Source organism: Streptomyces sirii (assembly GCF_045690365.1).
Classification (GTDB): Bacteria; Actinomycetota; Actinomycetes; order Streptomycetales; family Streptomycetaceae; genus Streptomyces; species Streptomyces sirii.
Map to the genome: position 1 here is coordinate 309,860 of NZ_CP147982.1, position 24,890 is coordinate 334,749.

Below are 24,890 nucleotides of genomic sequence, written 5' to 3' on the forward strand. Positions count from 1 at the left end.
CCTCACATGTGGGAAGGGCGCCACAGGGTGTGCTCACGCGAGACGACGCCCTCCGCGTTCGCCGCAAAGGTTGCCCATTCCGCCTCGGTGACCGGCCATTGGGCGCAGGAGGACATCGTCGCCACCACGAACGCGGCGGCGACGACATCCACCCCGTTGACGTGCCGGCTGAACACGCTCAGCGCGGCCGCGGCGACGAGCGCGCCCATCTGGCACTTGGTCGCCGGCAGATAACGCCGTTGATCTTCCAGGGAGTTGCCGTCGGCCGCCCTGAAGAGCACCGAAAAGGCCTCGTATGCAGCCATTGCCCCCGTCCGATGGTCCACCCTCTCGGCTACCGAAAGCCACATGATCGCAGAAGGCGATCCAGGTGTCCCGTGAAGCCTCCTGGGACCAGGGTGACTTCGGCCATGCGCGGACAAAGATATATGTGGTCCGGGGGGAACGCCTGGTCGTGCGGCGGTGCTCGAAGGAGAGGCCCCTCACCCCTCCCCCAGGCACGTCTTACGACCCTGCCGCTCGCTCGAAGCGTGCGCCGTTCCACGTGAAGATGCGCTTGAGCCTCAACGAGGGGCAGCAGAAGGGACCGCGCCTTCTCCTCGGCGCCGAGGAGCACGGCGACGCGCCTGGGCGCTTCCGGGGATGACGAGCCGTCGCACACGTCCACCTGCTGGGGATACGTGGAGGCCTGGTGGCCGCAGTTGAACGTGGGCGCGTTGCGACATCGACCTGGATGAACACCAGCTGGCCCGACCGATTCGGCGGGAGCCCGGTTCCTTCTGGAGGCCGCGGGCTTCATCGACCCGCCGGGCGTCACCCCGGAACAGGGTACGTGGGCATTCACCCGCACCACGGGCCATACGGGCCCCCTCCGACCCCGCGCGGGCATTGAGCTCCTGTGGACCACAGGGCAAATCGTCCCCGGCGACCACATCCTGGTGGTGGCCTCTGCGCCGGGTAGGGAGGCCGGGGCCGCGGTCGGCCCTACCTCTCATAGGGGTGATGAGGACGGCCACCCGCGCCCGTCGGCCGGGCCGCGGCGCTTCGGTCCATACGGCACGCAGCCGGCCCCCGGCGTCGCGCGCCGCCGGGAAAGCGCGTGTCCCGGCCGCCTACACGTCGTTGATGATGTTGTGAGCGAACAGCGTGATCTTCTTTTTATGCAGCTGCGGAGCATTTTGGTCGACAAGCTGCGGTTGCCGGCCGAAGAGGTTGAGCCAGGGGCGTCATGCCTCGATCTGAACCTCGACTCGCTGGACGTGGTGGAACTGTCCACGGCTTTGGCCAAGCGCTGTGACCTCCACGTACCGGCAACGGACTTGTTCGCGGCAGCGACTCTGAGCGACATCGTCGCGCTCATGGAGGCGCGGGGGGCATCGAGCCGGTGACTTCTCGTGATGTGGCTGTGACCGGCCTGGGCCTCGTCACGCCTGCGGGCATCGGCGTGGAAACCAACTGGACGGCTGTGTGCGCCGGCCGTGGTACTGGCGCGTTCGATCCCACGCTCGATGACCTGCCCGTCCGGATCTCGTGCCGGGTGCCGGACTTCGACGCCGAGGCCAGGCTCGGTGGCCGACTGTCGCACCGCTTGGACCGCGCGACACAGTTCGCGCTGGTCGCGGCTCGCGAGGCCATCACCGACGCAGGTCTGGATCCCGGTTCGTGGACGCGTCCACGGGTGGGAGTGGTGCTGGGCACCGGGCACGGTGGGGTCGGTACGTTCGAGCAGGAGCACCGGGCTTTTCTCGACGTCGGCGTGGACGAGGTCTCACCTCTTCTCCACCCGCGGCAACTGCCGAACATGGCAGCTGGGGTGGTCGCGATGGACTGCGGCGCGCACGGGCCCAACCTCGTCGTGTCCACCGCGTGCGCGTCCGGTGCCACGGCACTCGGCACAGCGCGGGATCTGTTGCTGCTGGAGCGTTGTGATGTGGTGATCGCAGGCGCCTGCGAAGCGCCCCTCACCCCGATGACCATCGCGGGCTTCTCCCGCATGGGTGCCCTGTCCCGGCGCGTCTGCGATCCTCGCCACGCATCGAGTCCGTTCGACGTGGAACGCGACGGATTCGTCGCAGCCGAAGGCGCGGCGATCTTGGTACTGGAACGCATGGACCACGCCACTGCCCGCGGCGCCAGGATCAGGTCCCGTCTGGTGGGCTACGGCGCGACGGCGGACGGGCACCATGTCACGGCACCCGAACCGCACGGCCGGGGGCTGGAAGCCGCGATCACGGCGGCGCTGAGGGACGCGGACGCCGACCCCCGGGACGTGAATCATGTCAACGCCCACGGCACATCCACCCCGGCCAACGACCGCCTTGAAGCTTCGGTGATGAGCCGCGTATACACCGGTGCCCCGTTGGTGGCCTCCACCAAAGGCGTGACCGGCCATCTGCTCGGTGCGGCCGGTGCCGCCGAGGCGGCCTATACGGTCCTGGCCGTCGAGCACGCGATGGTCCCGCCCACGGCGAACCTGCGGCAACCGGACCCGAGCGTGACGGTGCAGATCGCCGCCAGGTCCACGCCCACGAAGGTCGCGTTGGCGGTGACCCATTCCATGGGATTCGGCGGGCAGAACGCCGTCCTGGTCATTGCCGGCGGCTGAGCGCCTCGACGTACCTACCCGACCTCGGATTTCGACTGGACATCATGCGTCCCCTCTTCGCCACGCCCACCCACCCCGTCCTCGGCTCCCGTTCGGGTCCGCGCCGCAATCCTGTCGACGTAGCCTTCGACCAGCTCGCGAGGCGGGCCACGCGCGATTCCCACCTGCACAACACCCACGTGCTGCTGTTCGAGGGAGGCGCCCCCTCCCTGGCCGCGGTACGTGATCATGTCGCCCGGCAGGCCGCGGCTCTACCGGCGCTCGCCCACATCGCCCACGGCAGACGTTGGCGCCAAGTCACCGCGGCGGACCCCTGCGCCCATGTTCACGAGATCGCGCTCGCGGACCGGTCCGGCGGGCGCGACCTGCTCCTGCAAGCCATGCTCGAACAGGATCTGCCACCGCACGGTCCGCGCTGGGGCGTGTGGCTGGTGCACGGCTACGCCGACGACGAATATGCCCTGTGCTACCGCTCCCATCATGGTTTCCAGGACGCGTCCGCGGCCTTGTACAGCGTGCGCGCGCTCTTCGGCACGCGCGGTCTCGACGGCATCGAACCGCCGAAGCGCGACCGGCTGTCTCTGTCGGCGGCGGCCCGAGTCGTCGGGGACCTTGCCCTGGCGTTCCTCCCGGCCGGACGTGTCGCCGGCCTCGTTCCCGGATCTCCGGGCGCGCGGGCCGTCGTTCAGGCCGAAGTCGACCTGCGGAGGCTGCATGCCCTCGCGGGCGCTACCGGGCGCAGCATCAACGACGTGTACTTGGCCGTGACCGCCGTCGCCGTGGGGGCATGGGTGAGCGACGAAGGGGTCGGCCAAGGGCAGCTGCACACCTGTGTCCCTCTCGACACACGACTGCGCGGTGAGACCGAGACGGGCCTGGGCAACAAGCTCGGCATGGCCCGGGTCAGGCTGTCGGACCTCAAGGACATCTGTACTGGTAGCCAGGGCACGACGGGCGGCGTGGCCGCGCATAGCCGTACGGACGCGGCATCGCGTATCCGCATGCCGGAGTACCGCGCTGCGATGCGCCATCTGCTCGATCTTGTTCCCGGACCCGTCGGCCGGTGGTCGGTACGTCACCTCCTGCACCCCCGGCACACCGCCATGGTCACCTCCCGGGTCGTCTACCCCAAGCGCCTGGCTTTCGGTGGTGCCCCTGTGATCGACGCGTTCGTCATCCCCAGCCTGCTGCCCGGGCATCTCTGTTTCAGCACCCTCTCGAGCCTCGGCAGCAGTGCTCATGTGGCGTTCGTCGCGGACGCGGCACTGCCCGGGGTCGACCACCTGGCGCGGCGTTGGACAACCGCCCTCACCGACCTCGAAGGCCAACGCGGACTGGTCGCCCAGCAGGTCCCCGAATAGGCCCGACCATGACCGCGCAGCGTTTCCTCCCCTCCCCCGCCCACCCGAAGTCCAGCCCTCGTCCCAACCACCGTGGGGTTCACGTGCCAGACAGCCGCCCGAATCACGGGCTCCACCGGACACCGATCGCCATCGTCGGCATCGCGGGAATGTTCCCTGAAGCCCGGACAATCCGCGAGTTCTGGCGCAACGTGGTTGCCGGACGCGACTGCATCAAGGACGTACCGGCCGCCTGGTGGCGCATCGCCGACCACTACGACCCGGACATGTTCGCCGAGGACGCGACGTACGCCCGTAAGGGCGGTTTCCTGCCACCCGTCACGTTCGACCCCCTCGAATTCGGAATGCCGCCCGCTGTCCTGGACTCCACCGGCGCCGTCCAGCTCCTGAGCCTGATCGTCGCCCGCGACGTGCTGCGTGACGCCGGATGCGACAGTGCCTCTTGGTACGACCCGGACCGGACCGGAGTCGTCCTGGGCGTGTGCGGCACCAACTCCACCATGCTTCCTCTCGGTGCCCGGCTGCTCGCTCCCCAGGTCCGCGACGTCGCATTGAGCTGCGGGCTGTCCGACCGCGACGCACAGGAGGTTGTCCGCCGGTTCAAGGCCGCGTCGCCGCCCTGGACGGAGGATTCCTTCCCGGGCGTACTCGGCAATGTCGTATCCGGTCGGATCGCCAACCGGCTGGGGCTCGGCGCAGCCAACCACACGGTGGACGCGGCATGCGCCAGCTCGCTGGCTGCGGTTCGCGGAGCCGTCGACGAGCTCGTCGCGCACCGTGCGGACCTCATGATCACCGGAGGCTGCGACGCCGACAACACGATCATGACGTATCTGTGCTTCAGCAAGACTCCGGCGCTCTCCCCCACCGATCGAATCCGCCCCTTCGATCGTGGTGCCGACGGCACGATGCTCGGTGAGGGCATCGGGATGCTGGCCCTCAAGCGGCTCGTGGACGCCGAACGCGACAACGATCGGATCTACGCCGTCCTGCGTGGCCTCGGCAGCTCCAGCGACGGCCGGACCAAGAGCATTTACGCGCCCTGCGGTGACGGCCAGCTCGTCGCTCTTCGACGGGCGTACGAGGATGCCGCGGCGTCACCGGCCTCGGTCGAGCTCGTCGAAGCGCACGGCACCGGCACTCCCGTGGGGGACGGCGTGGAGCTGGGCGCACTCGCGGCGCTCGTGGCGTCCGACAAGGGGCCCGCCCATATCGCGGTCGGCACGGTCAAGTCCCAGATCGGCCACACCAAGGCCGCCGCCGGTGCTGCGGGGCTGATCAAGGCTGCGTTGGCCCTGCACCACCGCGTACTGCCGCCCACCATCAACGTCGACGCGCCAGCCGAGGGCGCCGCCGGCGCACTGTACGTCAATACACGGGCCCGCCCCTGGGTACGTGATCCCGGCCGGCCGGCCCGGCGTGCCGGAGTGTCCGCGTTCGGTTTCGGCGGGGTCAACTTCCACGCCGTTCTCGAGGAACATGCCTCCGCCCCGCGCATCCTGCACTCCACACCGGTGACCTGCCTCTGGCACGCCCCGGATCCGTCACACCTGCTCGATCTCCTCGTCGGTGACACCCCGCCCTGGTCCGGAGACGAGCCGATCCCCGCGACACATGCCCGGGTCGGCTTCGTCGCCGCTGACCAGGCCAAGGCGGCAGAGCTCCGAAGCACCGCGGCGGCACAGCTGCGCGCCCACCCCGGTCACGAGTCCTGGGAGCACGCGAGCGGCATTCACTACCGCCGGGCGGCGCTGGAGCCCGAAGCGAAGGTGGCGGCGCTGTTCGCCGGACAGGGCAGCCAGTACGTCGACATGGGCCTCAGTGCTCTGCTCGCGCTGCCACCCGTACGGGCCGCGTTCGACGCCGCCAACGCGCAGTGTCCGCCGGGGAACGAATCCCTCGCCCGAGTGGTCTTTCCCGCACCCGGGAGCGTGGACCCGGCGGCAGCCGAGAGCCGGCTACGCCGCACGTCCCATGCCCAGCTCGCGATCGGTGCGCTGTCGGCGGGTCAGTACGCCTATCTCGCCGAACTCGGGTTCGTGCCCGATGCCTTGCTCGGGCACAGCTTCGGGGAGCTGACCGCGCTGTGGGCGGCGGGGGCTCTGGACGAACCCGCGTTCCTCCGGCTCGCGCGGGCCCGCGGTCTCGCCATGGAGGCTCACTCCGACAGGGACCCCGGTGCCATGGTGGCGGTTCGCGCCCCGGCCGCAGTCTGGGGCGAACTCCGTGCGCGTTTTCCCGCCCTGACGGTCTGCAACCACAACAGCCCTGAGGACTTCGTGGTCGGCGGTCCGACTGCGGACATCGAGGACTTCCTGGCCGCCTGTATGCGGGAACGCATCCCCGCCCAGCGTCTCGCGGTCGCCGCGGCCTTCCACACCGAGTTGATCCGCCACGCCCTCGACCCGTTCAGCCGAGCCGTCGCACGTGAGGTCATCCAGCCGCCGGCGCTGTCAGTGTCGGCCAATACCGCCGGAGCGTCCTACTGCACCGACCCGGCCGAGAACGCCCGCACACTCGTCGGCCAGATCATCAGCCCGGTGGACTTCGTCGGCCGCCTGCACGAGCTGTACGAGAGCGGCTGCCGGGTCTTCGTCGAATTCGGGCCCCGCCAAGTACTCACCCAGCTCACCCGGCGGACGTTCGGCGACGACGTCGTCGCGATCCCGACCGATCTGGGCCCGGGTACGGACAGCGCGGCGGCCCTCAAGCTGGCAGCGCTTCGCCTGGCCGTACTCGGCCGGCCCCTCGTCGGCATCGACCGCCATGAACTGCCCGCCCCACCCGAGGCGACAGCCGGATCGCAGGTGTCCCGGCTGCTGGAGGGACCGAACTTCGCGTTGAACGCACGGCGCCAGGACTTCGACAAGATCCTCTCCGAGCCCTACGCGTGCGAGGCGACCCATGCCACCGCCGCCCGGACAGCCGCCGCCGGGGCTCCCGGGCCGGCCTTCGCCCATGGCCCGGACACGGCATCGACGGACGCCCCGGGCCCGACCGAAACCGTCGGATCCCCTTCTCCCGAAGCCGTGCCGGAAGGGTCTGTGCCCACCGGACCGGCCCCCCTCAGCGGTCTCGCCGACGCGGCCGCCGCTCACCTGGCGCTGCACAACCGCTTCCTCGATGGACAACTGCGAACCACCGAGCGGCTGGTCGGTCTCCTGGCTTCCTCGGACGACGAGAAGCCGCACACCACCGCCCGCGTGACGGCGGTACGCGATCACAGCATGGCGCTCAGCGAGGCCCATATCCGGGCCAATGAGGTGCTCGGGAGCTTGCTGAGGCTCTCCCTCGGTGCCGGACCGGACTCCCCCGCCCGCGCCGCACTCGCCGTGCCCCGGGCGCAAGGGGCCGAGCAGACGACGCCCCAGGTTCCTCCGGCACCCGGCGAACCCCACGCAGACACGCGAATGCCCCAATACGCCCAGCCGGCTGCTCCCGCCGAGCCTGCCCTCTCCGCGCCGGGCGTATCCCCGGCCCACACACCGCGCGTACCCGCTGCCCGGTCGGCGATCGCCACGTTCCTGGACCCCGGGCAAGCAGCCGCCGAAGGCGCGTCCGACGACCGGCCGGTGCTCGACCGGGACCACGTCGAGCAGGTCGTCCGCGAGATCATCGCGGAAAAGACGGGTTACGCCGTCGAAATGCTCGAACCGGACCTCGACATCCAAGCCGACCTGGGCATTGATTCACTCAAGCAGGTCGAGATCGCCGCCGAGGCGTGGCGGCGCTATCCCGTGATCCCGCGCGAGGAGATCTACCGCTTCGCCCAGGCCCGCACCATCCAGGATCTGTCTCTGGTGCTGGAGGAGATCGCCGCCGCGCCCACCGGAGACTTGGGCCAATTCACCACCGCACCACTCGGCCGGGCTCACATCGGACTGCGTCCGCTACCCGCCCCGGACGAGTACCTGAGGGCGTACGCACCGGACCACACCGCAGTCGTGATCGACGACGGCAGCTCCCTTTCCGCCACGCTCGTCCGGTCCCTGCGAGCCGCGGGATGGCACGTCCGGCCGCTCGCGCTGCCGGACGTGACCGTGACCGGGGACGATGTGGCCCTGACCGACTGGACCGAGGACGCCCTTCAGGCCCGGCTCGCCGGCTTTGCCCGCGTCGACCTGTGCGTCCTGCCCTTCGACCGTCCCGCCGCGCACGGCTCCGAGGCCACCATCCGCCGGCTGCGCCACGCGGTGCTCGTGGCCAAACACATCGCGCCGCATCTGCGCAAGGCGACCGAGGCCGGACACCGGGCGGGGTTCGTCGCGGTGACGCGGCTCGACGGCGCGCTCGGCTTCGAAGGCTCCGGGGCGGATCCGGTGACCGCGCTGGCCGGCGGCCTGGGTGGCCTGGTCAAGACGCTGGCCCTGGAGGGACTCACGCTCTTCGGCCGGGTCGTGGACATCGCGCCGTCCCTGGACGACGCCGAGGCCGGCACCCGGTTCCTCGCCGAGATCACCGATGCCAACACCGCTTTGCGCGAAGTGGGCTGGGCCGCAGGCGCACTGCGTCGAACCCCGGTGCTTGCCGCGCGCCCCGGGCATCCGCTGCCCGGCGCGCCCGATACCGAACTTGACGCCCAGGATGTCCTCCTCGTGACCGGCGGAGCACGCGGCATCACCTCCTGGTGCGTCAGCGAACTCGCCCGCGCCCGGGGGTGCCGCTTCATCCTCCTCGGCCGCACCCCGCTCGCCGAACTTCCGGGATGGGCGGCCGACTGCGCCACCGAGAGCGCGCTGCGCGATGTGCTCGTACAGCGGCTGCGCGCCGACGGCGGTGACCCCGAGGCTCCGGCCGAGCGGGCCGCCCTCGACCGGCAGGTCCGCGCTTTCGAACATCAACGAGAGGTACAGGCAACCCTGGACGGTCTGCGTGCACAGGGCGTCGACGCCGAGTACGTCGCAGCCGACGTCGGCGACCGGACGGCGGTCGCCAAGGCACTCGCCCCGCACTCCACCCGTATCACTGGCATCATCCACGGCGCGGGCGTCCTCGCCGACGAACCCCTGTGGGACAAGTCCGAGCAGAGCGTGGCCCGCGTGGTGGACGCCAAGCTCACCGGCCTCGTGAACATCCTCGACGCACTTCCCGCCGAAAAGCTGCGCCACCTCGTGGTATTCACCTCCGTCGCCGGTGTGTACGGCAATGCCAGGCAGACCGACTATGCGCTGGCGAACGAGGCGCTGAACCGCTTCGCCTGCGCGTGGCAGGCCGCGCAGCCGACCTGCCGTGTCGCAGCTCTCGCCTGGGGGCCGTGGCGTGGCGGAATGGCATCGCCGGGTATCCAGGAGATCTTCGTCCAGCACGGGGTACCGCTTCTGACCCGGGAGGAGGGCTGCCGCTACTTCGTCGAGCAGATGAGCCCCGAGCACACCGGCGACCTGATGACGGTCGTGGGACCAACCGAACCAGTCTTCCGCCGCCGCGATGCCCTCTCGCCCCAGGGCGCCGTCCTCAACCGCGACCTCAGCGGCCTCGACGCCGAGCCGGTCCTGCTGGACCACCGCATCAACGGCCATCCCGTGCTGCCCATGACGGTGGCTGTCGGATGGTGCGTCGCGGCCGTGGAGGGCGTGCACGGCGGCCACCCCGTCGCCGGTTGCCACGACTTCACCATCCGCAACGGACTCGTTCTCGACGGCGCCCACCCCGGCCGTGCCCGACTCGACCTGAGCCGTCGCGGTGCGGCGGTGCATGCAGTCATCCGCGACGCCGACGCCTCGGACGCTCCGCCACGCTACGAAGGCGACCTCGTCCTCGGCGAGAGCGTTTCGCCACCGCCGCGTCAGGACCTGCCGTCCGCTGCCACGACGTGGCAGAACAACTCCGCGTACGCGGATGGGTTCCTGTTCCACGGCCCACTGCTGCAGGGTCTCGGCGAAGCGGTGGAGGAGAGCGACACGAGGCTGACGGTCTCCGCGTGCCTTGCCGAGCCCGAGCTGGCGCACGGGGCGTACGCAGGGCTGCGCTACCACCCGGCCTCGGCGGACCTGCTCCTTCAGACCGCCGCGCTGCTGGGCCGCCGCAGGTCCGGCCACCGCTGTCTGCCGGTCTCGGTCAAAAGCGTGAACATGTACGCGCCGTTGCCGGACGGCGAGCCGTTCCTGATCGTCGCGGAACTCGTTGACGACAGCCCGCTGGACCTGACCGTCACCGTCACCGCGTGCGCCCCCGACGGCGCGGTGCTGCAACGCTGGGAGAGTCTGAAGATGATCGTCGCTGCCCCGGAACTGGTGGCGAGGGCCGCATGGCCGGCGGCGGAGGTGGCGGCCGGATGACGGACGACGCGTTGGGGTTCGAAGGCGTTCCCTTCGTCCCGTACGGGTTCGGGGCAACCGCAGCCACCGGAGCGTCCGCCGCCCACAGTGTGCAGGCGGCGAGTGCTCCGGCCCCAGGCATTCCGGCGCCCTGTTCCGCGTCGGGCGCGGAGCTCGCCCGCGCGATGGCGGAAAAGGTCCACCGCGCCCATCACGCCGTACTCGTGGCCCAGCAGGCGGCCCAGGAGATGCTTCTCGCGGAGGCCGAGGCTGCTGCAACGCCTGCCGGAGGCGCTCTCCCCACGATGTCCACGGGCGAACCGGCGGTTGTCCACGAACTGCACATGGCCCACGCTGCCGACGGCGACCTGCGCGTCGCCTACGGGCCCTCCGCGCGCTTCGCCACCGGCCGCGCACGCCCGCGCCTGCCCCGAGGTGATCTGCTCATGCTCAGCCGATCCTCGAACGGCATCGGCGAGGTGCCCGACTACCGTGTGGGGACCGTGGTGGACACGGAGTTCGACGTCCCGGCCGATCCCTGGTTCTGCCGACTGGACGGAAGCGGCGGAGTGCCCAACGTCTTCCTGTTGGAGAGCTCGCTGCAGGCTGCCGCGTACACCGGGGTGGTGACGGGGCTGTACCTGGAACACCCGGACGAGGCGTTCATGGTCCGCAATCTCGAAGGCCATGCCGAGCTGGTTCGTGACGCGGACCCCCGGGGCAGGACCCTGCGGCAGCGCACGACCTTGCTCTCGCATGCTTCACTGCCGGGCGCGATCATTCAACGCTATGGATACGCAGTCGAATTGGACGGCGAGCTCTTCTACACGGGCGAAACCTCGCACGGCTACTTCACCGCTGCCATGTTGGCCCAGCAGCAGGGTCTGGACGCCGGCCGACGGGTGCCGACCTGGCTGGAGACCCAGGGAAGCCGAATCGGCGTACGCCGCCTGTCCCTTCGTACCGACGAGCGCCTCGGACTCGGCAGGCTCACTTTGCTCGACGATGTCGACCTCGTGCCGGACGGCGGTGTGCACGGTCTCGGCTACGTGCTGTGCCGAAGGCCGGTCCGCAGCGACGACCCCCTGTTCGACCTGCACTTCCGCGACGACCCGGTCATGCCGGGCTCGTTCGGCGTGGAGACGCTGCACCGGGCGGTCAGGGCGTTCGCCCTGTACACCGGCGCGACCCACGGCATCACAGCGCCCCGGTTCGCACCAGCCTTCGGTACCCGGCAGCACTGGACGTACCGCGGACAGATCCTTCAGCACCACGACGAGGTCCAGGCCGAAGTGCACATCCGCGAGGTACGCCGCGCAGGCGACCGCCTGCTCCTGCGCGCCGACGGCAGCGTATGGCGGGACGGGTTGCGGATCTACCAGGTCACCGACATCGCGATCGAGGCCAGGACCGGCGACGGGAAGGCGAAGCGATGATCGCGCACTTCGACACCCGGGGAGTGCACGGCGTCCTGTCGCGGCTCGATGAACCGTGCTACATCGTCCGGTCCGAAGGCCGGATCGGCGCGGCCCACGAGCCGCCGCCCACCGCTCAACTGCTGGCCGCAGCAGGCCCTGTCGCGCCGGAGCGACTCGCCCCATCCGGTTTCGCGGCACGACACGGGGTGCGCTACCCGTACATGGCGGGCTCGATGGCCGGCGGAATCTCCACGGAGGAATTGGTCCTGGCACTCGCCCGGGCCGGTCACCTGGCCTCCTTCGGGGCGGCAGGGCTACCGCCGACCCGGATCGAGAAGGCGGTACGGCGCCTCGGCGCGGAGCTGCCCGGCGGGGCCTGGGCGGCGAACCTCATCCACAGCCCGATGGCCCCCGGTGCGGAACGGGACACGGTCGACATCTACCTGCGGCATGGTGTGCGCTGCGTGGAGGCATCGGCGTTCGTCCAGCCCACCTTGGATCTCGTGCGCTACCGGGTGGCAGGATTCCAGAGCGACCCGCGCATCGGCGCAGCGCGCCCGACCAACCGCGTCATCGCCAAGGTTTCCCGGGCCGAGACCGCCGAGATCTTCCTGCGCCCGCCACCTCCCGGACTGATCGCGGATCTCGCAGCGGACGGACACATCACGGCCGACCAGGCCCGCTGGGCAGGCCAAACGCCCCTCGCCGACGACATCACGGTCGAGGCCGACTCGGCCGGGCACACCGACAGACGGCCCTTGCTCGCCGTATTGCCGCTAGTCATGCGCCTGCGCGACCGGCTGGCCCCCGCCGTCGGTGTCGGCGCGGCCGGCGGAATCAGCACCCCGCACTCGGCGTACGCCGCGTTCGCCCTCGGCGCCTCGTACATCGTGACCGGATCGGTGAATCAGTCCTGTGTGGAAGCCGGCACGTCACCGGCCGTCAAAGAACTCCTCGCCCAGGTCGGGATCGCCGACTTCGCCATGGCCCCGGCGGCAGACATGTTCGAGATGGGCGTCGACGTACAGGTACTCAAGCGCGGCACGATGTTCCCGGGACGCGCCACCTGGTTGTACCGCTTGTACCGCGATCACGAAGGACTGGAAGAGCTGTCCTCCCGCGACCGCGAACGCCTGGAGAGCCAAGTGCTGCACGGCTCGGTGGAACGGACATGGGACGCGGTGAGCGAATACCTCGCCGAGCACCGTCCGGACCAGCTCGACCGTGCCGTCGGCGACCCCAAGCTGCGGATGGCGCTGCTCTTCCGCTGGTACCTGGGCCTGTCCTCGCGCTGGGCCACCGACGGCGACCCGGCCCGCGCAACGGACTACCAAATCTGGTGCGGCCCCGCCATGGGCGCGTTCAACGCCTGGACGGCGGAAAGCTACTTGGCCGTTCCCGCCCAGCGGCGCGTGGCTGAAGTGGCGGACCAGCTCCTTCGCGGAGCGGCATACCAAAGCCGGATCTCACTCCTACGGCTGGCCGGAGCCCGCCTGCCGCCATCCTGCGAGGAGTACCGCCCACTCCCGGACAACGGCGCCCTGCCCCAGCCCTGATGCGTCAGCGTGCCGCCGGCACGGCCCCATCAGCGCCAGGCGACGGGCTTCGCGGTCGTCGCAACCCGATACTCGGACTCGACTCAGCACTCCGGCAGCGGTTCGCGTCCTGAGCCGCGTCTTCCGTGATGACAGGGGAGGACACCCCCTACGTCCGCGCCCGGGTCCCCGACCTCCTGCTCAGCTGGGACACGCCTCGCCCTCCCCTCGGCGCGGCGGCCCGGGCCGCCCTGCTGATACTCGCCGGGGACGGGGACTGGGGAGTGCGTGCCGAGGCCGGCCGGGCGCTGACCGCGGCTCACGACGGCAGCTCCGAGTTCACGGACGTCATCGTCGGACTGCTCCGGGATCCGGCGGTCGATGTGCGAGCCTGTACCGCGGAGGCCGTCGCGGACGGCGTGGACCGTACAGCGGCGGTCGCCGACGCCCTCGTGGCCCTGCTCGACGAGGACGACCTCGGGACGCGGCTCAACGCCGCCTATGGTCTCCTTCGGCGGGACGACCCGCGCACTGGGGAGGCGATCGAGCGGGTAGGCCCGCTCTCCCGCCCCGGCTTCGAGCACGACCACCGTCTCTCCGCGTTCTGGAGATGGAAGTGGGACCGCGAGGACCGTTCCGCCGCCGAATAGTGCCCGCGCCTGACGCCGGGCGGTCAGCCGTACGACCTGTTCGCCGAAGTCCTCGACGTCCTGGCCGAGGGCGGCATGCGGGTCACCCTGGCGTGATCTTTGGGATAGCCCGGTGGCCACATGGCGCCCGATAACCACCAGGTAGCCGTGCATTTCAGCACGTGGTCCGGTAGCGCCGGACCGTCTTGCGGTCCAACTGCAGACGGCGGCCGATGGCGCTAAGCACAGAAGAAGCGACGCACTTGAAGACGGACGGTCATCTGGTGGCCGCCGACGGGCAGCCCGGCTATGTGACGCCAGTACCGGCTGTGAACGCGTGCGGCGGGATGCTGGGTTCTGACCGCCCTCGGCTACACCGGTGGATACCACGTCGCGAACCGCTACATGATGGCCATCCGGGAGGGCATCGCGGTCCCTGCCGGAATCAAAACGATCAACCGGCACATGTACGGGCGAGCCTCATTCGCACTGCTCAGAGCCCGCGTCCTCCTTCAGCCGTAGGCATCACGGAAGAGCGGTCAGAACCCCGTAGTTGGCCAGTCTGTGCATCACAGTTGGCCACACCGTCTGACCTGCAAAGATGCGCCCTCTCTGCGCGACGGGAGAAGTCGTCGGCGGTGCGCCCCGTCGCGTCGACCGGGATACTCGCCGCCCGTGACCTGCGCAGATGCCGGGCTCAAAGTGCTACGGCGCTCAGTCACACCATGTGTGACTGAGCGCCGTCGGTGACCGAGCGACTGCGGCGCGAGATGCCGTTCCTGGCTCCGATGGTGACCTTCTACAAGAACAACCAGGCCGCCGGCGCAGGCGGTTACGGTGAGGGCGTGGGCGTCCTCGCGCCGGTTCGGTCGGCCAGGGCGCCACAGCAGCTCGTCCCGGTCGACCGGGAGGTAGAACCAGCCGCCACCGGCCGCCGGCGGCCTCGACCACTTCTTCCAGGCGTCGCGGTCCGCCTGGAGCCACAGGCCGTGGTCCAGGACGACATCATCCTGGACCACGGCCTTCCAGGTGCTCGGCGAACTGATGGCGGATGGCGTCGCCCACGATGGGGCGTTCACACTCGAAGTAGGTGTCTTGGGGTAGTCGACGCCGTAGCGGCCGTGGGTGGTCCTCGATCGGGCCTCACACGGGTGGCACGGCTTCGCCATGACACCCGCCGCCCTGCGCCCCCTGCAAGACCTCCGCCACGCTCTGCTCAAACCACCAACCCTGCTGCCCAAGACACCCGTTGAGATCGCAGCAGAACTCGAAGAAGCCGCCAACACCAACCCCACGGACTTCCGCGTCGAGCCCTTTTCCACCGCTCCGCGGACGCGACCTACGCAGGCACCCTCATTCGCACCTTCACTACCGAGTCGGTGCCCTGATTAATGATGTAGAGGTCGTCGCCATCCACCGCCACACCGCGGGGATCCTTGAGGCCGGTGGCGACGATGACGGAGGCTGGCGGTCCGTTCTTTTTCACCCTCACCACCGAATCGTCCCCCTCCTGCACGATGTAGAGGTACTCGCGGTCCTTCGCCACACCAATGGGAAGGTTGAGGCCGCCGGCAACGTTGGCGCGTGCCGACCCGTCCTTTTTCACCCTATCCACCGACCAGCCCTCCAAGTTGGTGAAGTAGAGGTACTCGCCGTCCATCACCAGACCGAAGGGTCGATTGAGGTCGGTATCGGTGATGATGATGTGGCGCCCGGGTTCCGACCCGTCCTTTTTCACCTTCATCACCGAGTCGTGGGGCGGCGGCGGAATTTTGCTATCCAGGTTGGTGAGGTAGAGGTACTCGTCATCCACCGCTACGCCTCCGGGACTGGTGAGGCTGCTGGCGATGGTTTTGTGGTGCGTGGGGTCCGTCCCGTCTTTTTTCACCCTCACCACCGAGGCGGGCGCCTCGGTCGCGATGTAGAGGTACTCTCGATCCACAGTCACATATCCGGGCATGTCGAGGCCGGTGGCGATGGTGACGGGTTCTGAATTTACGTCCTTCTTGTTCACCCTCACCACCGAGCCGGTCTTCCCGAGGTCGCCCCACTGAGTGATGTAGAGGTAGTCGCCGTCCACCGCTACGCCGAAGGGCTTCTTGAGGCCATTGGCGATGTGGTTGATGCCGTTCATGGTCCCTGCTTTCCAATGTGTTGGGATGTGCGGCAGACCGGCTGGCCTGGTGGTTCGGCGCGTGGCCCGATCGGTTCAGGGACGCCGCACATAAGGCCGCATAGGGGACCAGCCAAAATGCGGCGGAAACGTGCCGTTGGCTCAAGAATCAGATGCCCGCATTTACTGCGGTAGCCAGTTCCGGCCGGATTCCGACTAGCCCCCTATGTCAGCGCTGACGTCAGGTCGGCTCTGCGCCTTTGGCACATGCCAAAAGCATGCCCATCGGAAGGCAGGACTGCGCGTCCAGGCGTCTGTCTGGGGGACAGATATCACCTATCCAGCCCCCTGCGCCTCGCCGCCATGGGCACGATTCGCCTGCCATGGAGGCACCCATCTACCCCCACAGTCTCCCAACAGCCGCAAGGGGTCTGCGTCAAGTGATCCGCGTCGGACCGCCGGACCTCCACGAACCACCAACGGCCGCCCACCGCTGCTCATCGCCACCCGCGCACGGGACAGCCCCGGCCGAACGGATCGGCCCAAACGGATCGGCCACACGATGGCGGCTGAGCGCCACACCTGGCGGGACTCGCCAACTGAAGCGCTCCTATCTATTGAGTCGCGATCCAGACCTGGCCGTTACCGGCCCGTAAGTCGCACCGCGCAGGCTTTTGCCGCATGTATCCGCTCCCCCGCCGCCTTGCCGCCGTTCCGGCCCTGCTCTGCGTGGTCGCCCTGCTGTTCACGGCTGCGGGGTGCGGCACGGACTCCGATCCGAACGGCTCCCGGACCACGGGCTCAGCCGGCGCGGCGGACTCCGGCGGCAAGGGCGCCCCGCCGAAGGCCCCTACGGGCTCCCTCACTTGGGAGTTCGAGCACATCGCGGACTTCAGCGGGGAGCTCACCGATGTCGCTGTCCTGGCCGAGGACGACATCTGGGCGGTCGGGACCGAGAACAACGGCGAGTCCAACGCCCACCTGCTGCACTACGACGGTACGCAGTGGAAGCACGAGCCCCTTCCCGAAGCCCTCGGCACCACCGACTACCCGCCAGTGCTCGAACAGGTCGGCGAGGAAGCACTGTGGCTACGGCCGCAGCGCTACGAAGAGGGCACCGGCGTGAACCCCTGGGCGAGGTGGGACGGCACCCGCTGGTCCGCGGTGCCGAACCCCCCGCCCGGCACAGTCGGGGACTTCGAGGCCGCAGGCCCGGACGACATCTGGGCCCTCGACAGCGAACAGACCGCCCAGCACTGGGACGGCTCCCACTGGACCACGACCCGGCTGCCGTACGGCGCCTCCGATCTCGCCGTGGTGGGACCGGACGACGTCTGGGCGGTCGGCAGCCGCTCGACCGGGCCGGGCACCGAGCTGAGCGGCGAGCGGTACAGCCAGCCCGCCTCGATGCACTGGGACGGCACGTCCTGGAAGTCGGTGGAGACTCCGCAGGCCCGCTTCGAGGAACCCATCCCGCCGGAGCCCAGCGCCGGCCTCGGCCAGGTCTTCGCGCTCGACAGCGGTGAGGTGCGCGCGTACGGCAACAACACCTTCAACCACGGCGAGGCCGAGAACGAACCCGCGGACGAGTACATCCGGCTGCGCTGGGACGGCTCGAAGTGGGTCGAGCAGGAGCCCGCTCCCGGCGGGTGCACGCTGCGGACGCCGGTGGGTCAGGACGACGAGGGCCTGTTCCTCGACGGCAACTGGTACCTGACCGACGAGGGCCGGTGTGTGAAGATCAAGCGCCACCGCCTGCCCCTGTCGACCGGTGCCCGCAAGGGGTCGAACCAGTCGCTGTGGCTGAAGGAGATCCACCGGGTGCCCGGCACCGACGAGTGGCTGGGGGCCGGCCACGTCCAGGTCAACCAGTCCGGCGATCCCTTCGGCGCCCCCGTCGTCGTACGCCTGAAGCGCGGCGGCTGACCTTCTCGGCTGCCGGCCGGGCCGAGAGGTCGGCCGCCACTCGCACGTGAATACGGCCGGACCGCTGCTTCCCCATCTGGATCCAGCAGCGCGGCGATGACGATGCCCGCGGTTGCTGCGACGATCACGGCCTGGCCAGAGAAGGTGCGTCAGACGCCTGCCTTACTCCGGTCGGGCTCTGGCGAGCCTGGGGATAGTGGCGTTCCATGAATTCCGCAGTGATCTCCATCTGCCGGAGCTTGTCCTCGGTCTGCTGCGGTGTCGCCCTGGTGCTGTGACCGGCCAGCGCACTGCTGTCCGTCTTGAGGTAGACAGGAGAGGCCACACGCACGAAGTCCGGCGCCTCATACGTCCGGATGAACCCGCCGGAGGTCTTCGTGTTGTCGACATGCACGTCCAGGGGGATCTTCACAGCCTGGCGCAGCGCCGCGATCATCGGAAGGGTCAGATCGCGTACCGGGTTGATGCTGTCGGCCCCGAGCGTTTCCAGTACCTGGGCGGCCGCGCCGTTCCCCAGCCCGCAGTGCGCGGAGATCTTATACGGCACGCGGCCCCACCGACATGAGAATCTGTGCACCGTACTCGCGTCCGAGGGCGACATAGTCACGGATCTCGCCGAGCGTGTGCCGACTCAGGCCGAACGTCTCAGTGACGCGGTTGATCGTGAACCCGCGCCGGACGCTCTGTGACAGCAGCGTCTCCACGGCCTCCACGGTGTTGACTGTGGGAGCTTCGAACCTCCAGTGACAGCCGTCCGAGAAGGTCCGCCCTGAAGCCATCGCGTTCGTATCCGGATCACTGTCGGGAACGCCCAACTCGCGTAGCCACAAGCGGGTTCCTTGAAAGAACATCGTCACTGCCGGATCGCTCCTCGCTCGCGAATCACCCAACGGCAAGATCAACCACCGGCGAACGGGAGACGTTACGGCAATGCAGGGGATTGATCTCCATGACCGGGATACCCGGTGCCGCGACGCTGTGCCGGTGGTGGCCCTGGGGGCGTGCCCGCTGCTGGCCGTCGCGGCCTCGATTTCGGTGCGGGCGCTCGGTGGGCCGGCGGGTGCCGCACGCGTGCCGGCCCTCGACGCGGCCGTACTCCATCCCCGCGGCGCGCTGGGCCGCCACTGCCGTTCCCTCGTCCGCCCGAATCCCCCACCGGCATCGGCGGCACCAGGTCGCCTACCGACCGCAGTCGCTGCCCGTACGGATGCGGTACAGATGCGTGAGCCCGCGAATCACCGCCTTGCCTGCGCCGAGCGGCGGACGCAGGCTGGGCATATGGCGACCGAGGGCCCCACCCTGATCGCTTCCGTGCAGCGGGCGTTCCGGCTGATGGAGGCCGTGGGCGCGCACGAGGGCGGCGCGCCGGCTCAGCAACTGGCACGGGAGACGGGGCTGCCGCTGACCACCACGTATCACCTTTTGCGTACGCTCGCTCACGACGGGTACCTCCGCCAGCTGGAGGACGGCGGCTATGTCCTCGGGGACCAGCTGGACACCCTGCAATCCGGCGGCCGTGAACAGGCGCAGCTCAGCTACGTCCGCCCGGCTCTGGCATCGCTGCGGGACGATCTTTCGGCCGCCGCCTACCTGACCTTCTACGAGGACGGCGAGATCCAAGTGGCCGAGATCGTCGACAGTCCCCGGGCGCCGCGGGTCGACATCTGGGTGGGCTTCGAGGACGCGGGGCACGCCACGGCACTGGGCAAGTGCCTCCTGCGCGAACTCGGCGACGAGGCGCGCAACGATTACCTCTCCCGGCACCCGCTCGCCGACCTCACGCCGCGCACCATCACCGGCCGCTCCGAACTTGTGCGGCGGCTCGACACCTCGCCCCGTCCGCCGGTCGTCACGGACATGGAGGAGTACACGCTCGGGACGTACTGCGTTGCGGTACCGGTGTTCCGCGGGCAGACGCCCGGTTCGCTCGGAGTGTCCTTGCGAGTGGACCGGCTCTCACAGCTCAACCAGGTCCGCGACCGGCTGGTTCCGGCGGCGAAGCGCGTGACCAGGGGGCTCTCGCTCACCATCTGAGTTCGCCCTCCCACCGCCTTCTCGATGTGCTGTGTCGTCGCTTTGTGCTCCACCGCCCACGCCGGAAGGTCGGCGGCCTCATCGGCGTTGAAGCCGGGCGCCAGGGCAGCGGCCGTGCGCTTGGCCTCGTGCCGTTGTCTCCGGTGGGTAGGCCGCAGGAGGCCATCGCGTGGGCAGCTGCCGTAGCACGCCTTGCCAGCGCCCGGGCAAAGCAGAATAAATAGGAACCATGAGCGGAAATTCGCGCCGTTTCCGGCGTTGGCTCGGCCGCGCGCCCGGCCGGTCCGCTTATCCGGGCGTGCCTCCTGCCGGGAGCGGCACCGACGACCGGCAGGACGAACGCTCTGCGGTGGCCGGTGGGCCGCGGCACATACCGCCCTCGTTGGCCAGGCGCAGCGTCGCCCGGGAAGTCTTCCTCCTCCAGCTGGTGCTCGTGGTGCTGCTCGTCGCGGCGGCAGTGGTGGCCATCGTCGTCCAGGCCCGGCGGGACACCATGACCGACGCCCGGCACCGGACGCTCGCCGCCGCTGAGTCCTTTGCGCACTCCTGGGGGCTCCAGGAGGCGCTGAACAGCGACAATCCGACCGCGAAGCTCCAGCCGCTCGCCGAGGCGGCCCGGAAGGCCTCCGGCGTCGACGCCCTCATCGTGTACAAGCTCGACGGGATCACCCTCACCCACAGCGACCCGCGGCAGATCGGCAAGCACGTCATCGGCCCGTATGCCGACGCCGCCCGGGGCAAGCCCTTCACCAGGACCTTCGAGGGCGCCCTGGGCCTCTCCGTGATCTCTGCAGTCCCCGTCAAGGACTCCTCGGGCAAGGTCGTCGCCATCGTCGCCGCACCGGTCAGGGTGGAGGAGGTGCAGAAATCGGTCAACCAGCAGCTGCCGCTCTTCCTGGGCACCGCAGTCGCGGCGCTGGCACTCGCCGGAGGCGGCGCGGGGCTGGTGAGCCGTCGGCTGCGCCGGCAGACCCACGGTCTGGGACCGGCCGAGATGACCCGGATGTACGAGCATCACGATGCGGTCCTGCACGCGGTGCGGGAGGGCGTACTCATCGTCGGCCGCGACGGGCGGCTGCTGCTGGCCAACGACGAGGCACGGCGGCTCCTGGACCTGCCCACGGACGCGGAGGGACGCCACGTCGGCGACCTGGGGCTGGACCACCGCACCGCCGAACTCCTGGCGTCCGACCGGATCGCCACCGACGAGGTGCACCTGGCCCAGGACCGGCTGCTGGCCCTCAACAAGCGGTCCACCGCCCCCCACGGAGCCCACCAGGGAAGCGTGGTTACCCTCCGCGACACCACCGAACTCAGGTGGCTGTCAGGGCGCGCCGAGGTGGCGCGGGAGCGGTTGCGGCTCCTCTACGACGCCGGGGTACGGATCGGCTCCACCCTGAATGTCGAGCGCACCGCCGAGGAACTGGCGCAGGTGGCTGTCCCCCGTTTCGCCGACATCGTCACCGTCGAGCTGCTGGACCCGGTCCTGAAAGGCGAGGAACCGACCGTGGCGGGTACCCAGCTGCGCCGGACGGCCATCGCCGGCCTGGCGCCGGACCATCCGCTCCACCCCGTCGGCGAGCTGATGGGGTTCGTCCCGGGCACCGTGGTAGCGGCGGGTGTGGGCGAAGGCCGCTCCGTGGTGGAGCCGGACCTGGCCGGCTCCACCGGCTGGCGGTCCCAGGACCCGGAACGCGCCCGGCGCATCCTGGACCACGGGGTGCATTCCCTGGCGGTCGTACCGCTGCGCGCCCGGGGAGCGGTGCTGGGGCTGGTGAACTTCTGGCGGTCGGGGGGCTCACCTCCGTTCGACGACGAGGACCTCTCCTTCGCCGAGGAACTGGCGGGGCGGGCCGCAGTGGGGATCGACAACGCCCGGCGATACACCCGCGAACGCACGATGGCGATGACGCTGCAGCGCAGCCTGATGCCCCGCGGCCTGCCCGACCAGGACGCTCTGCAGGTGGCACACCGCTATCTCCCTGCCCAGGCGGGAGTGGGCGGGGACTGGTTCGACGTCATCCCGCTGCCCGGCGCCCGGGTGGCGCTGGTCATCGGCGACGTGGTCGGACACGGCCTGCATGCCGCGGCCACCATGGGCCGGCTGCGCATCGCCGTGCACAACTTCTCGGCCCTGGACCTCTCCCCCGGCGAGCTGCTGGGCCACCTGGATGAACTGGTGACCCACATCGACATCCAGGACGAGGACACCGAGGACGGACCGGCGATCACCGGCGCCACCTGTCTGTACGTCGTCTACGACTCCGTCTCCGGGCGGGCCACCGCGGCGACGGCCGGCCATCTGCCGCCCGCCGTGGCTCACCCCGACGGCAGGGTGGAGTTCCTGCACTCACCGGTCTCCCCACCGCTGGGACTGGGCACCGGCCTGCCCTTCGAGACCGCCGAGCTGTCGCTGCCGGAGGGCTCCCGGCTGGTGCTCTACACCGACGGGCTGGTCGAGAGCCGCAGCCGCGACCTGGATGCGGGGCTGGAAGCACTGCGTGCGGCCCTCGCCGGGCCGGACCGCACGCCGGAGGACACCTGCGCCACCGTCATGCGGTCGCTGCTGCCCGCCGGGTCCACCGACGACGTCGCGCTGCTGGTGGCCCGGACCCGGCGGCTGGACCCGGCGCACGTCGCCGAGTGGGACGTGCCCCGCGATCCGGCGGCGGTGGGCCCGGTCCGCAACGACTGCGTCCGGCAGTTGACGGACTGGGGTCTGCAGGACATCGCCTTCGGCACCGAGCTCATCCTCAGCGAACTGGTCACCAACGCCATTCGCTACGGCGCCGAGCCCCTTCAGGTGCGGCTCCTGTACACCACCCGAACCCTGATCTGTGAGGTCTCCGACGGCAGCAGCACCTCCCCGCACATCCGCCAGGCGAAGGACACCGACGAAGACGGCCGCGGCCTCTTCCTCGTCGCGCAGTTCGCCGAACACTGGGGCACCCGCTACTCCCCCAGGGGCAAGACGATCTGGGCCGCTCAAGCGATCGCCCCCGACGCCCTGCCCTCCGAAGAGGAGCCGCGGGAGGACCTCCTGAGCTATTGGGAGCACCGCGGGGAGTGGTGAGGCCGTGGGCGAGGCGCTCGCGCCCGGGGACGAACGTGGCGCCCCTACGCGCCTGGCGCCTACTCGCCGCTATGACCTGGCCCGATCACCGTCCCAGCAGTGGCCCGCAAGGGGGCGGAGTACGCTGGTTTGGACCATTGCTGGAGAGAGAAGCGTCGGGCAGTGACACGTCGCGGCGGGACGACTCCAGGACCGCCCGCGCGCCAAGCCGTCGGCGGCTCTGTGGGAGTGCCGAGAACACCCACTCAGCGAGCTTGCGAGGCCCCGTCGGCGTTCCGCCCCACCTCCGGGGCGTGCACCGTCCTTGGCGGTCGGGCCGCTGTACGGGCCATACGACCGCCCGGTGTCATGGCTCGCCCTGGTCCGCGCCCGTCACCCGCTCGGCGGACCGCTCCCCACCTGGCCCTGCTGGAGGCGTCGTGGCTACACATCACCGGGTCCGCGCCGGCGCTCTCCTCTGCTGTCTCGGCCTTGCGGCGCTCGGTCTCGGCGCCTGCCAGGAAGAGAGAACCACCCGGCCGGTCGAGCCCTCCCGGGCCGAATCCGCCGCGGAGGTCGGCGGGACGACGGCACTGATCAAGGCGGCGAAGAGGGAGGGCAGGCTCAACGCGATCGCGCTGCCGCGCCAGTGGGCCAACTACGGCGCGCTGATCGACGGCTTCGAGAAGAAGTACCGCATCAAGGTCGTCGTCGACAATCCATCCGGTCACAGCCAGCAGGAGATCGATGCCGTGAAGCGCTACCGCGGCCAGGAGCGCGCCCCCGACGTGCTCGACCTCGGTGACTCCTTCGCCCAGTCCGCGGCGCGGCAGAACCTGCTGGCCCCCTACCAGGTCGCACAGTTCGACAAGATCCCACCGGAGCAGAAGGACGCCGAGGCCCACTGGTACAACAACTACGGCGGCTACGTCTCCATCGGCTGCGACGCCGCCCGCGTCCGGACCTGCCCCGCGTCCTTCGCGGACCTGCTCCGTCCGGAGTACAAGGGCCTGGTCTCGATGCACGGCGAACCCACGATCGCGGGATCGGCCTTCGCCTCCGTTTACGCGGCGGCGCTCGCCAACGGTGGGTCGTTCGACGACATCCAGCCGGGCATCGACTTCTTCGCCCGGCTCGACAAGGTCGGCAACTACAACCGGGCCGACCCCAACCCGGCCGCGATCGCCAAGGGCAAGACACCGATCAGCATCGAGTGGGACTACCTCAACCTGCAGCACATCGACCAGCTCCGCGGGACGGGCGTGGACTGGAAGGTCTCCATCCCCTTCGACGGCAGCTTCTCGCAGTACTACGCGCAGGCGATCAACAAAGACGCCCCCCACCCGGCCGCGGCGCGACTGTGGCAGGAGTACCTCTTCAGTCCGGAAGGCCAGAACCTCCGCCTCGTGGACTACGCCCGCCCGGTGTTGATGTCCGCCATGGCGAAGAACGGCACCCTCAACAAGGCCCTGGCCGCCCGGCTGCCGACGGTCGAGGGCACACCCCAGTTCCCGACCGAGGCCCAGCTGAACAAGGCGCTGCAGACCGTCCGTGAGAACTGGGCCAAGGCCGTCGGCGGCTGATCCGTCCTCACCGGCCCCACGAAGACACCTTGTGTTCCTACCCAGGGAATTCCAGCCCGCCGATGACACCTTTGAGGAACGGAGCCGTCCTCGGAGCGGATGTGATCGAGGAACATCTTCGCTGAGACCCGCCGCAGGACGCCGGGGCGCAGGGGCCGCGCTCTCCTCGCCGAACGCCGGCAGCGCACCAAGGAGCAGGAACACATCTCGGCGGAGATCTTGTAGTTCTTCATGCGGGCGAAGGCGTGTTCCACGCGGGCGCGGACCGTGCGCTGCTCGGCATTGTCCGCCTCCTCGCCCGGCAGTAGCCGCCGCCCTGGGCGTTTGCGGTGTCTCCCGTACGCGGTCTCGCAGCCGGTCGTGGAGCTCGGCCGGCA

At 69.8% G+C, this 24,890-nt stretch carries 15 protein-coding genes and 2 pseudogenes; 11 read left to right on the forward strand and 6 right to left on the reverse strand.

Translation table 11 applies throughout. The features are described from left to right. Positions 1–2 precede the first annotated feature (2 nt). Positions 3–305 (reverse strand): hypothetical protein, encoded by a 303-nt coding sequence (locus WAB15_RS01495; RefSeq protein WP_407284976.1) that lies wholly within the window; start codon positions 303–305, stop codon positions 3–5. Between the two features lie 828 nt (positions 306–1,133). Here WAB15_RS01495 and WAB15_RS01500 point away from each other — a divergent pair. From WAB15_RS01500 to WAB15_RS01530, 7 genes are all read left to right on the forward strand, one after another. Further along, positions 1,134–1,388, forward strand: coding sequence for an acyl carrier protein (locus WAB15_RS01500; RefSeq protein WP_407284977.1), 255 nt, complete (start codon positions 1,134–1,136; stop codon positions 1,386–1,388). Further along, positions 1,385–2,605 carry a beta-ketoacyl-[acyl-carrier-protein] synthase family protein gene (locus WAB15_RS01505; protein WP_407284978.1) on the forward strand — a complete coding sequence of 407 codons (1,221 nt, stop codon included), beginning with the start codon at positions 1,385–1,387 and terminating at the stop codon, positions 2,603–2,605. The genes WAB15_RS01500 and WAB15_RS01505 overlap by 4 nt, the downstream gene beginning before the upstream one ends. A gap of 44 nt (positions 2,606–2,649) precedes the next feature. Further along, on the forward strand, positions 2,650–3,966 hold the full coding sequence (locus WAB15_RS01510; protein ID WP_407284979.1) for a wax ester/triacylglycerol synthase domain-containing protein: 1,317 nt from the start codon (positions 2,650–2,652) through the stop codon (positions 3,964–3,966). An 83-nt stretch (positions 3,967–4,049) separates the two neighbouring features. Next, entirely contained in the window at positions 4,050–10,244 is a 6,195-nt protein-coding gene (locus WAB15_RS01515) for an SDR family NAD(P)-dependent oxidoreductase (protein WP_407284980.1), read from the forward strand. 164 nt (positions 10,245–10,408) lie between these two features. Beyond that, on the forward strand, positions 10,409–11,659 hold the full coding sequence (locus WAB15_RS01520; protein WP_407284981.1) for a hypothetical protein: 1,251 nt from the start codon (positions 10,409–10,411) through the stop codon (positions 11,657–11,659). Beyond that, positions 11,656–13,197 (forward strand): PfaD family polyunsaturated fatty acid/polyketide biosynthesis protein, encoded by a 1,542-nt coding sequence (locus WAB15_RS01525; RefSeq protein ID WP_407284982.1) that lies wholly within the window; start codon positions 11,656–11,658, stop codon positions 13,195–13,197. Before WAB15_RS01520 ends, WAB15_RS01525 begins: the two co-directional genes overlap by 4 nt. Positions 13,198–13,325: 128 nt before the next feature. Then, entirely contained in the window at positions 13,326–13,826 is a 501-nt protein-coding gene (locus WAB15_RS01530; RefSeq protein WP_407284983.1) for a HEAT repeat domain-containing protein, read from the forward strand. A gap of 218 nt (positions 13,827–14,044) precedes the next feature. On the opposite strand, the pseudogene WAB15_RS01535 reads toward WAB15_RS01530, so the two are convergent. Continuing rightward, positions 14,045–14,137: pseudogene (locus WAB15_RS01535) on the reverse strand (transposase family protein); the annotation flags it as partial. Positions 14,138–15,144: 1,007 nt separating this feature from the next. Next, on the reverse strand, positions 15,145–15,939 hold the full coding sequence (locus WAB15_RS01540; RefSeq protein WP_407284984.1) for a hypothetical protein: 795 nt from the start codon (positions 15,937–15,939) through the stop codon (positions 15,145–15,147). 660 nt (positions 15,940–16,599) lie between these two features. Between WAB15_RS01540 and WAB15_RS01545 the strand changes: the two genes are divergently transcribed. Further along, a complete protein-coding gene (locus tag WAB15_RS01545; protein WP_407284985.1) occupies positions 16,600–17,844 on the forward strand; it encodes a hypothetical protein in 1,245 nt (414 codons plus the stop codon). Positions 17,845–17,968: 124 nt separating this feature from the next. Here WAB15_RS01545 and WAB15_RS01550 read toward each other — a convergent pair whose 3' ends face one another. Together WAB15_RS01550 and WAB15_RS01555 are read right to left on the reverse strand one after the other, a co-directional pair. Further along, positions 17,969–18,391 (reverse strand): hypothetical protein, encoded by a 423-nt coding sequence (locus WAB15_RS01550; protein ID WP_407284986.1) that lies wholly within the window; start codon positions 18,389–18,391, stop codon positions 17,969–17,971. Continuing rightward, the gene (locus WAB15_RS01555; RefSeq protein WP_407284987.1) at positions 18,381–18,701 is read right to left on the reverse strand and encodes a hypothetical protein; all 321 of its coding nucleotides are present in this window, start codon (positions 18,699–18,701) and stop codon (positions 18,381–18,383) included. Before WAB15_RS01555 ends, WAB15_RS01550 begins: the two co-directional genes overlap by 11 nt. 421 nt (positions 18,702–19,122) lie before the next feature. Here WAB15_RS01555 and WAB15_RS01560 point away from each other — a divergent pair, with 421 nt between their 5' ends. From WAB15_RS01560 to WAB15_RS01570, 3 genes are all read left to right on the forward strand, one after another. After that, positions 19,123–19,878 (forward strand): IclR family transcriptional regulator, encoded by a 756-nt coding sequence (locus tag WAB15_RS01560; protein ID WP_407284988.1) that lies wholly within the window; start codon positions 19,123–19,125, stop codon positions 19,876–19,878. Positions 19,879–20,107: 229 nt separating this feature from the next. Beyond that, the gene (locus WAB15_RS01565; RefSeq protein ID WP_407284989.1) at positions 20,108–22,951 is read left to right on the forward strand and encodes a SpoIIE family protein phosphatase; all 2,844 of its coding nucleotides are present in this window, start codon (positions 20,108–20,110) and stop codon (positions 22,949–22,951) included. A 419-nt stretch (positions 22,952–23,370) separates the two neighbouring features. Continuing rightward, positions 23,371–24,513, forward strand: a complete 1,143-nt coding sequence (locus WAB15_RS01570) for an ABC transporter substrate-binding protein (RefSeq protein WP_399150290.1) — start codon at positions 23,371–23,373, stop codon at positions 24,511–24,513. A gap of 215 nt (positions 24,514–24,728) precedes the next feature. On the opposite strand, the pseudogene WAB15_RS01575 reads toward WAB15_RS01570, so the two are convergent. Beyond that, positions 24,729–24,845, reverse strand: a pseudogene (locus WAB15_RS01575) (IS5/IS1182 family transposase); the annotation flags it as partial. Between the last annotated feature and the right edge of the window lie 45 nt (positions 24,846–24,890).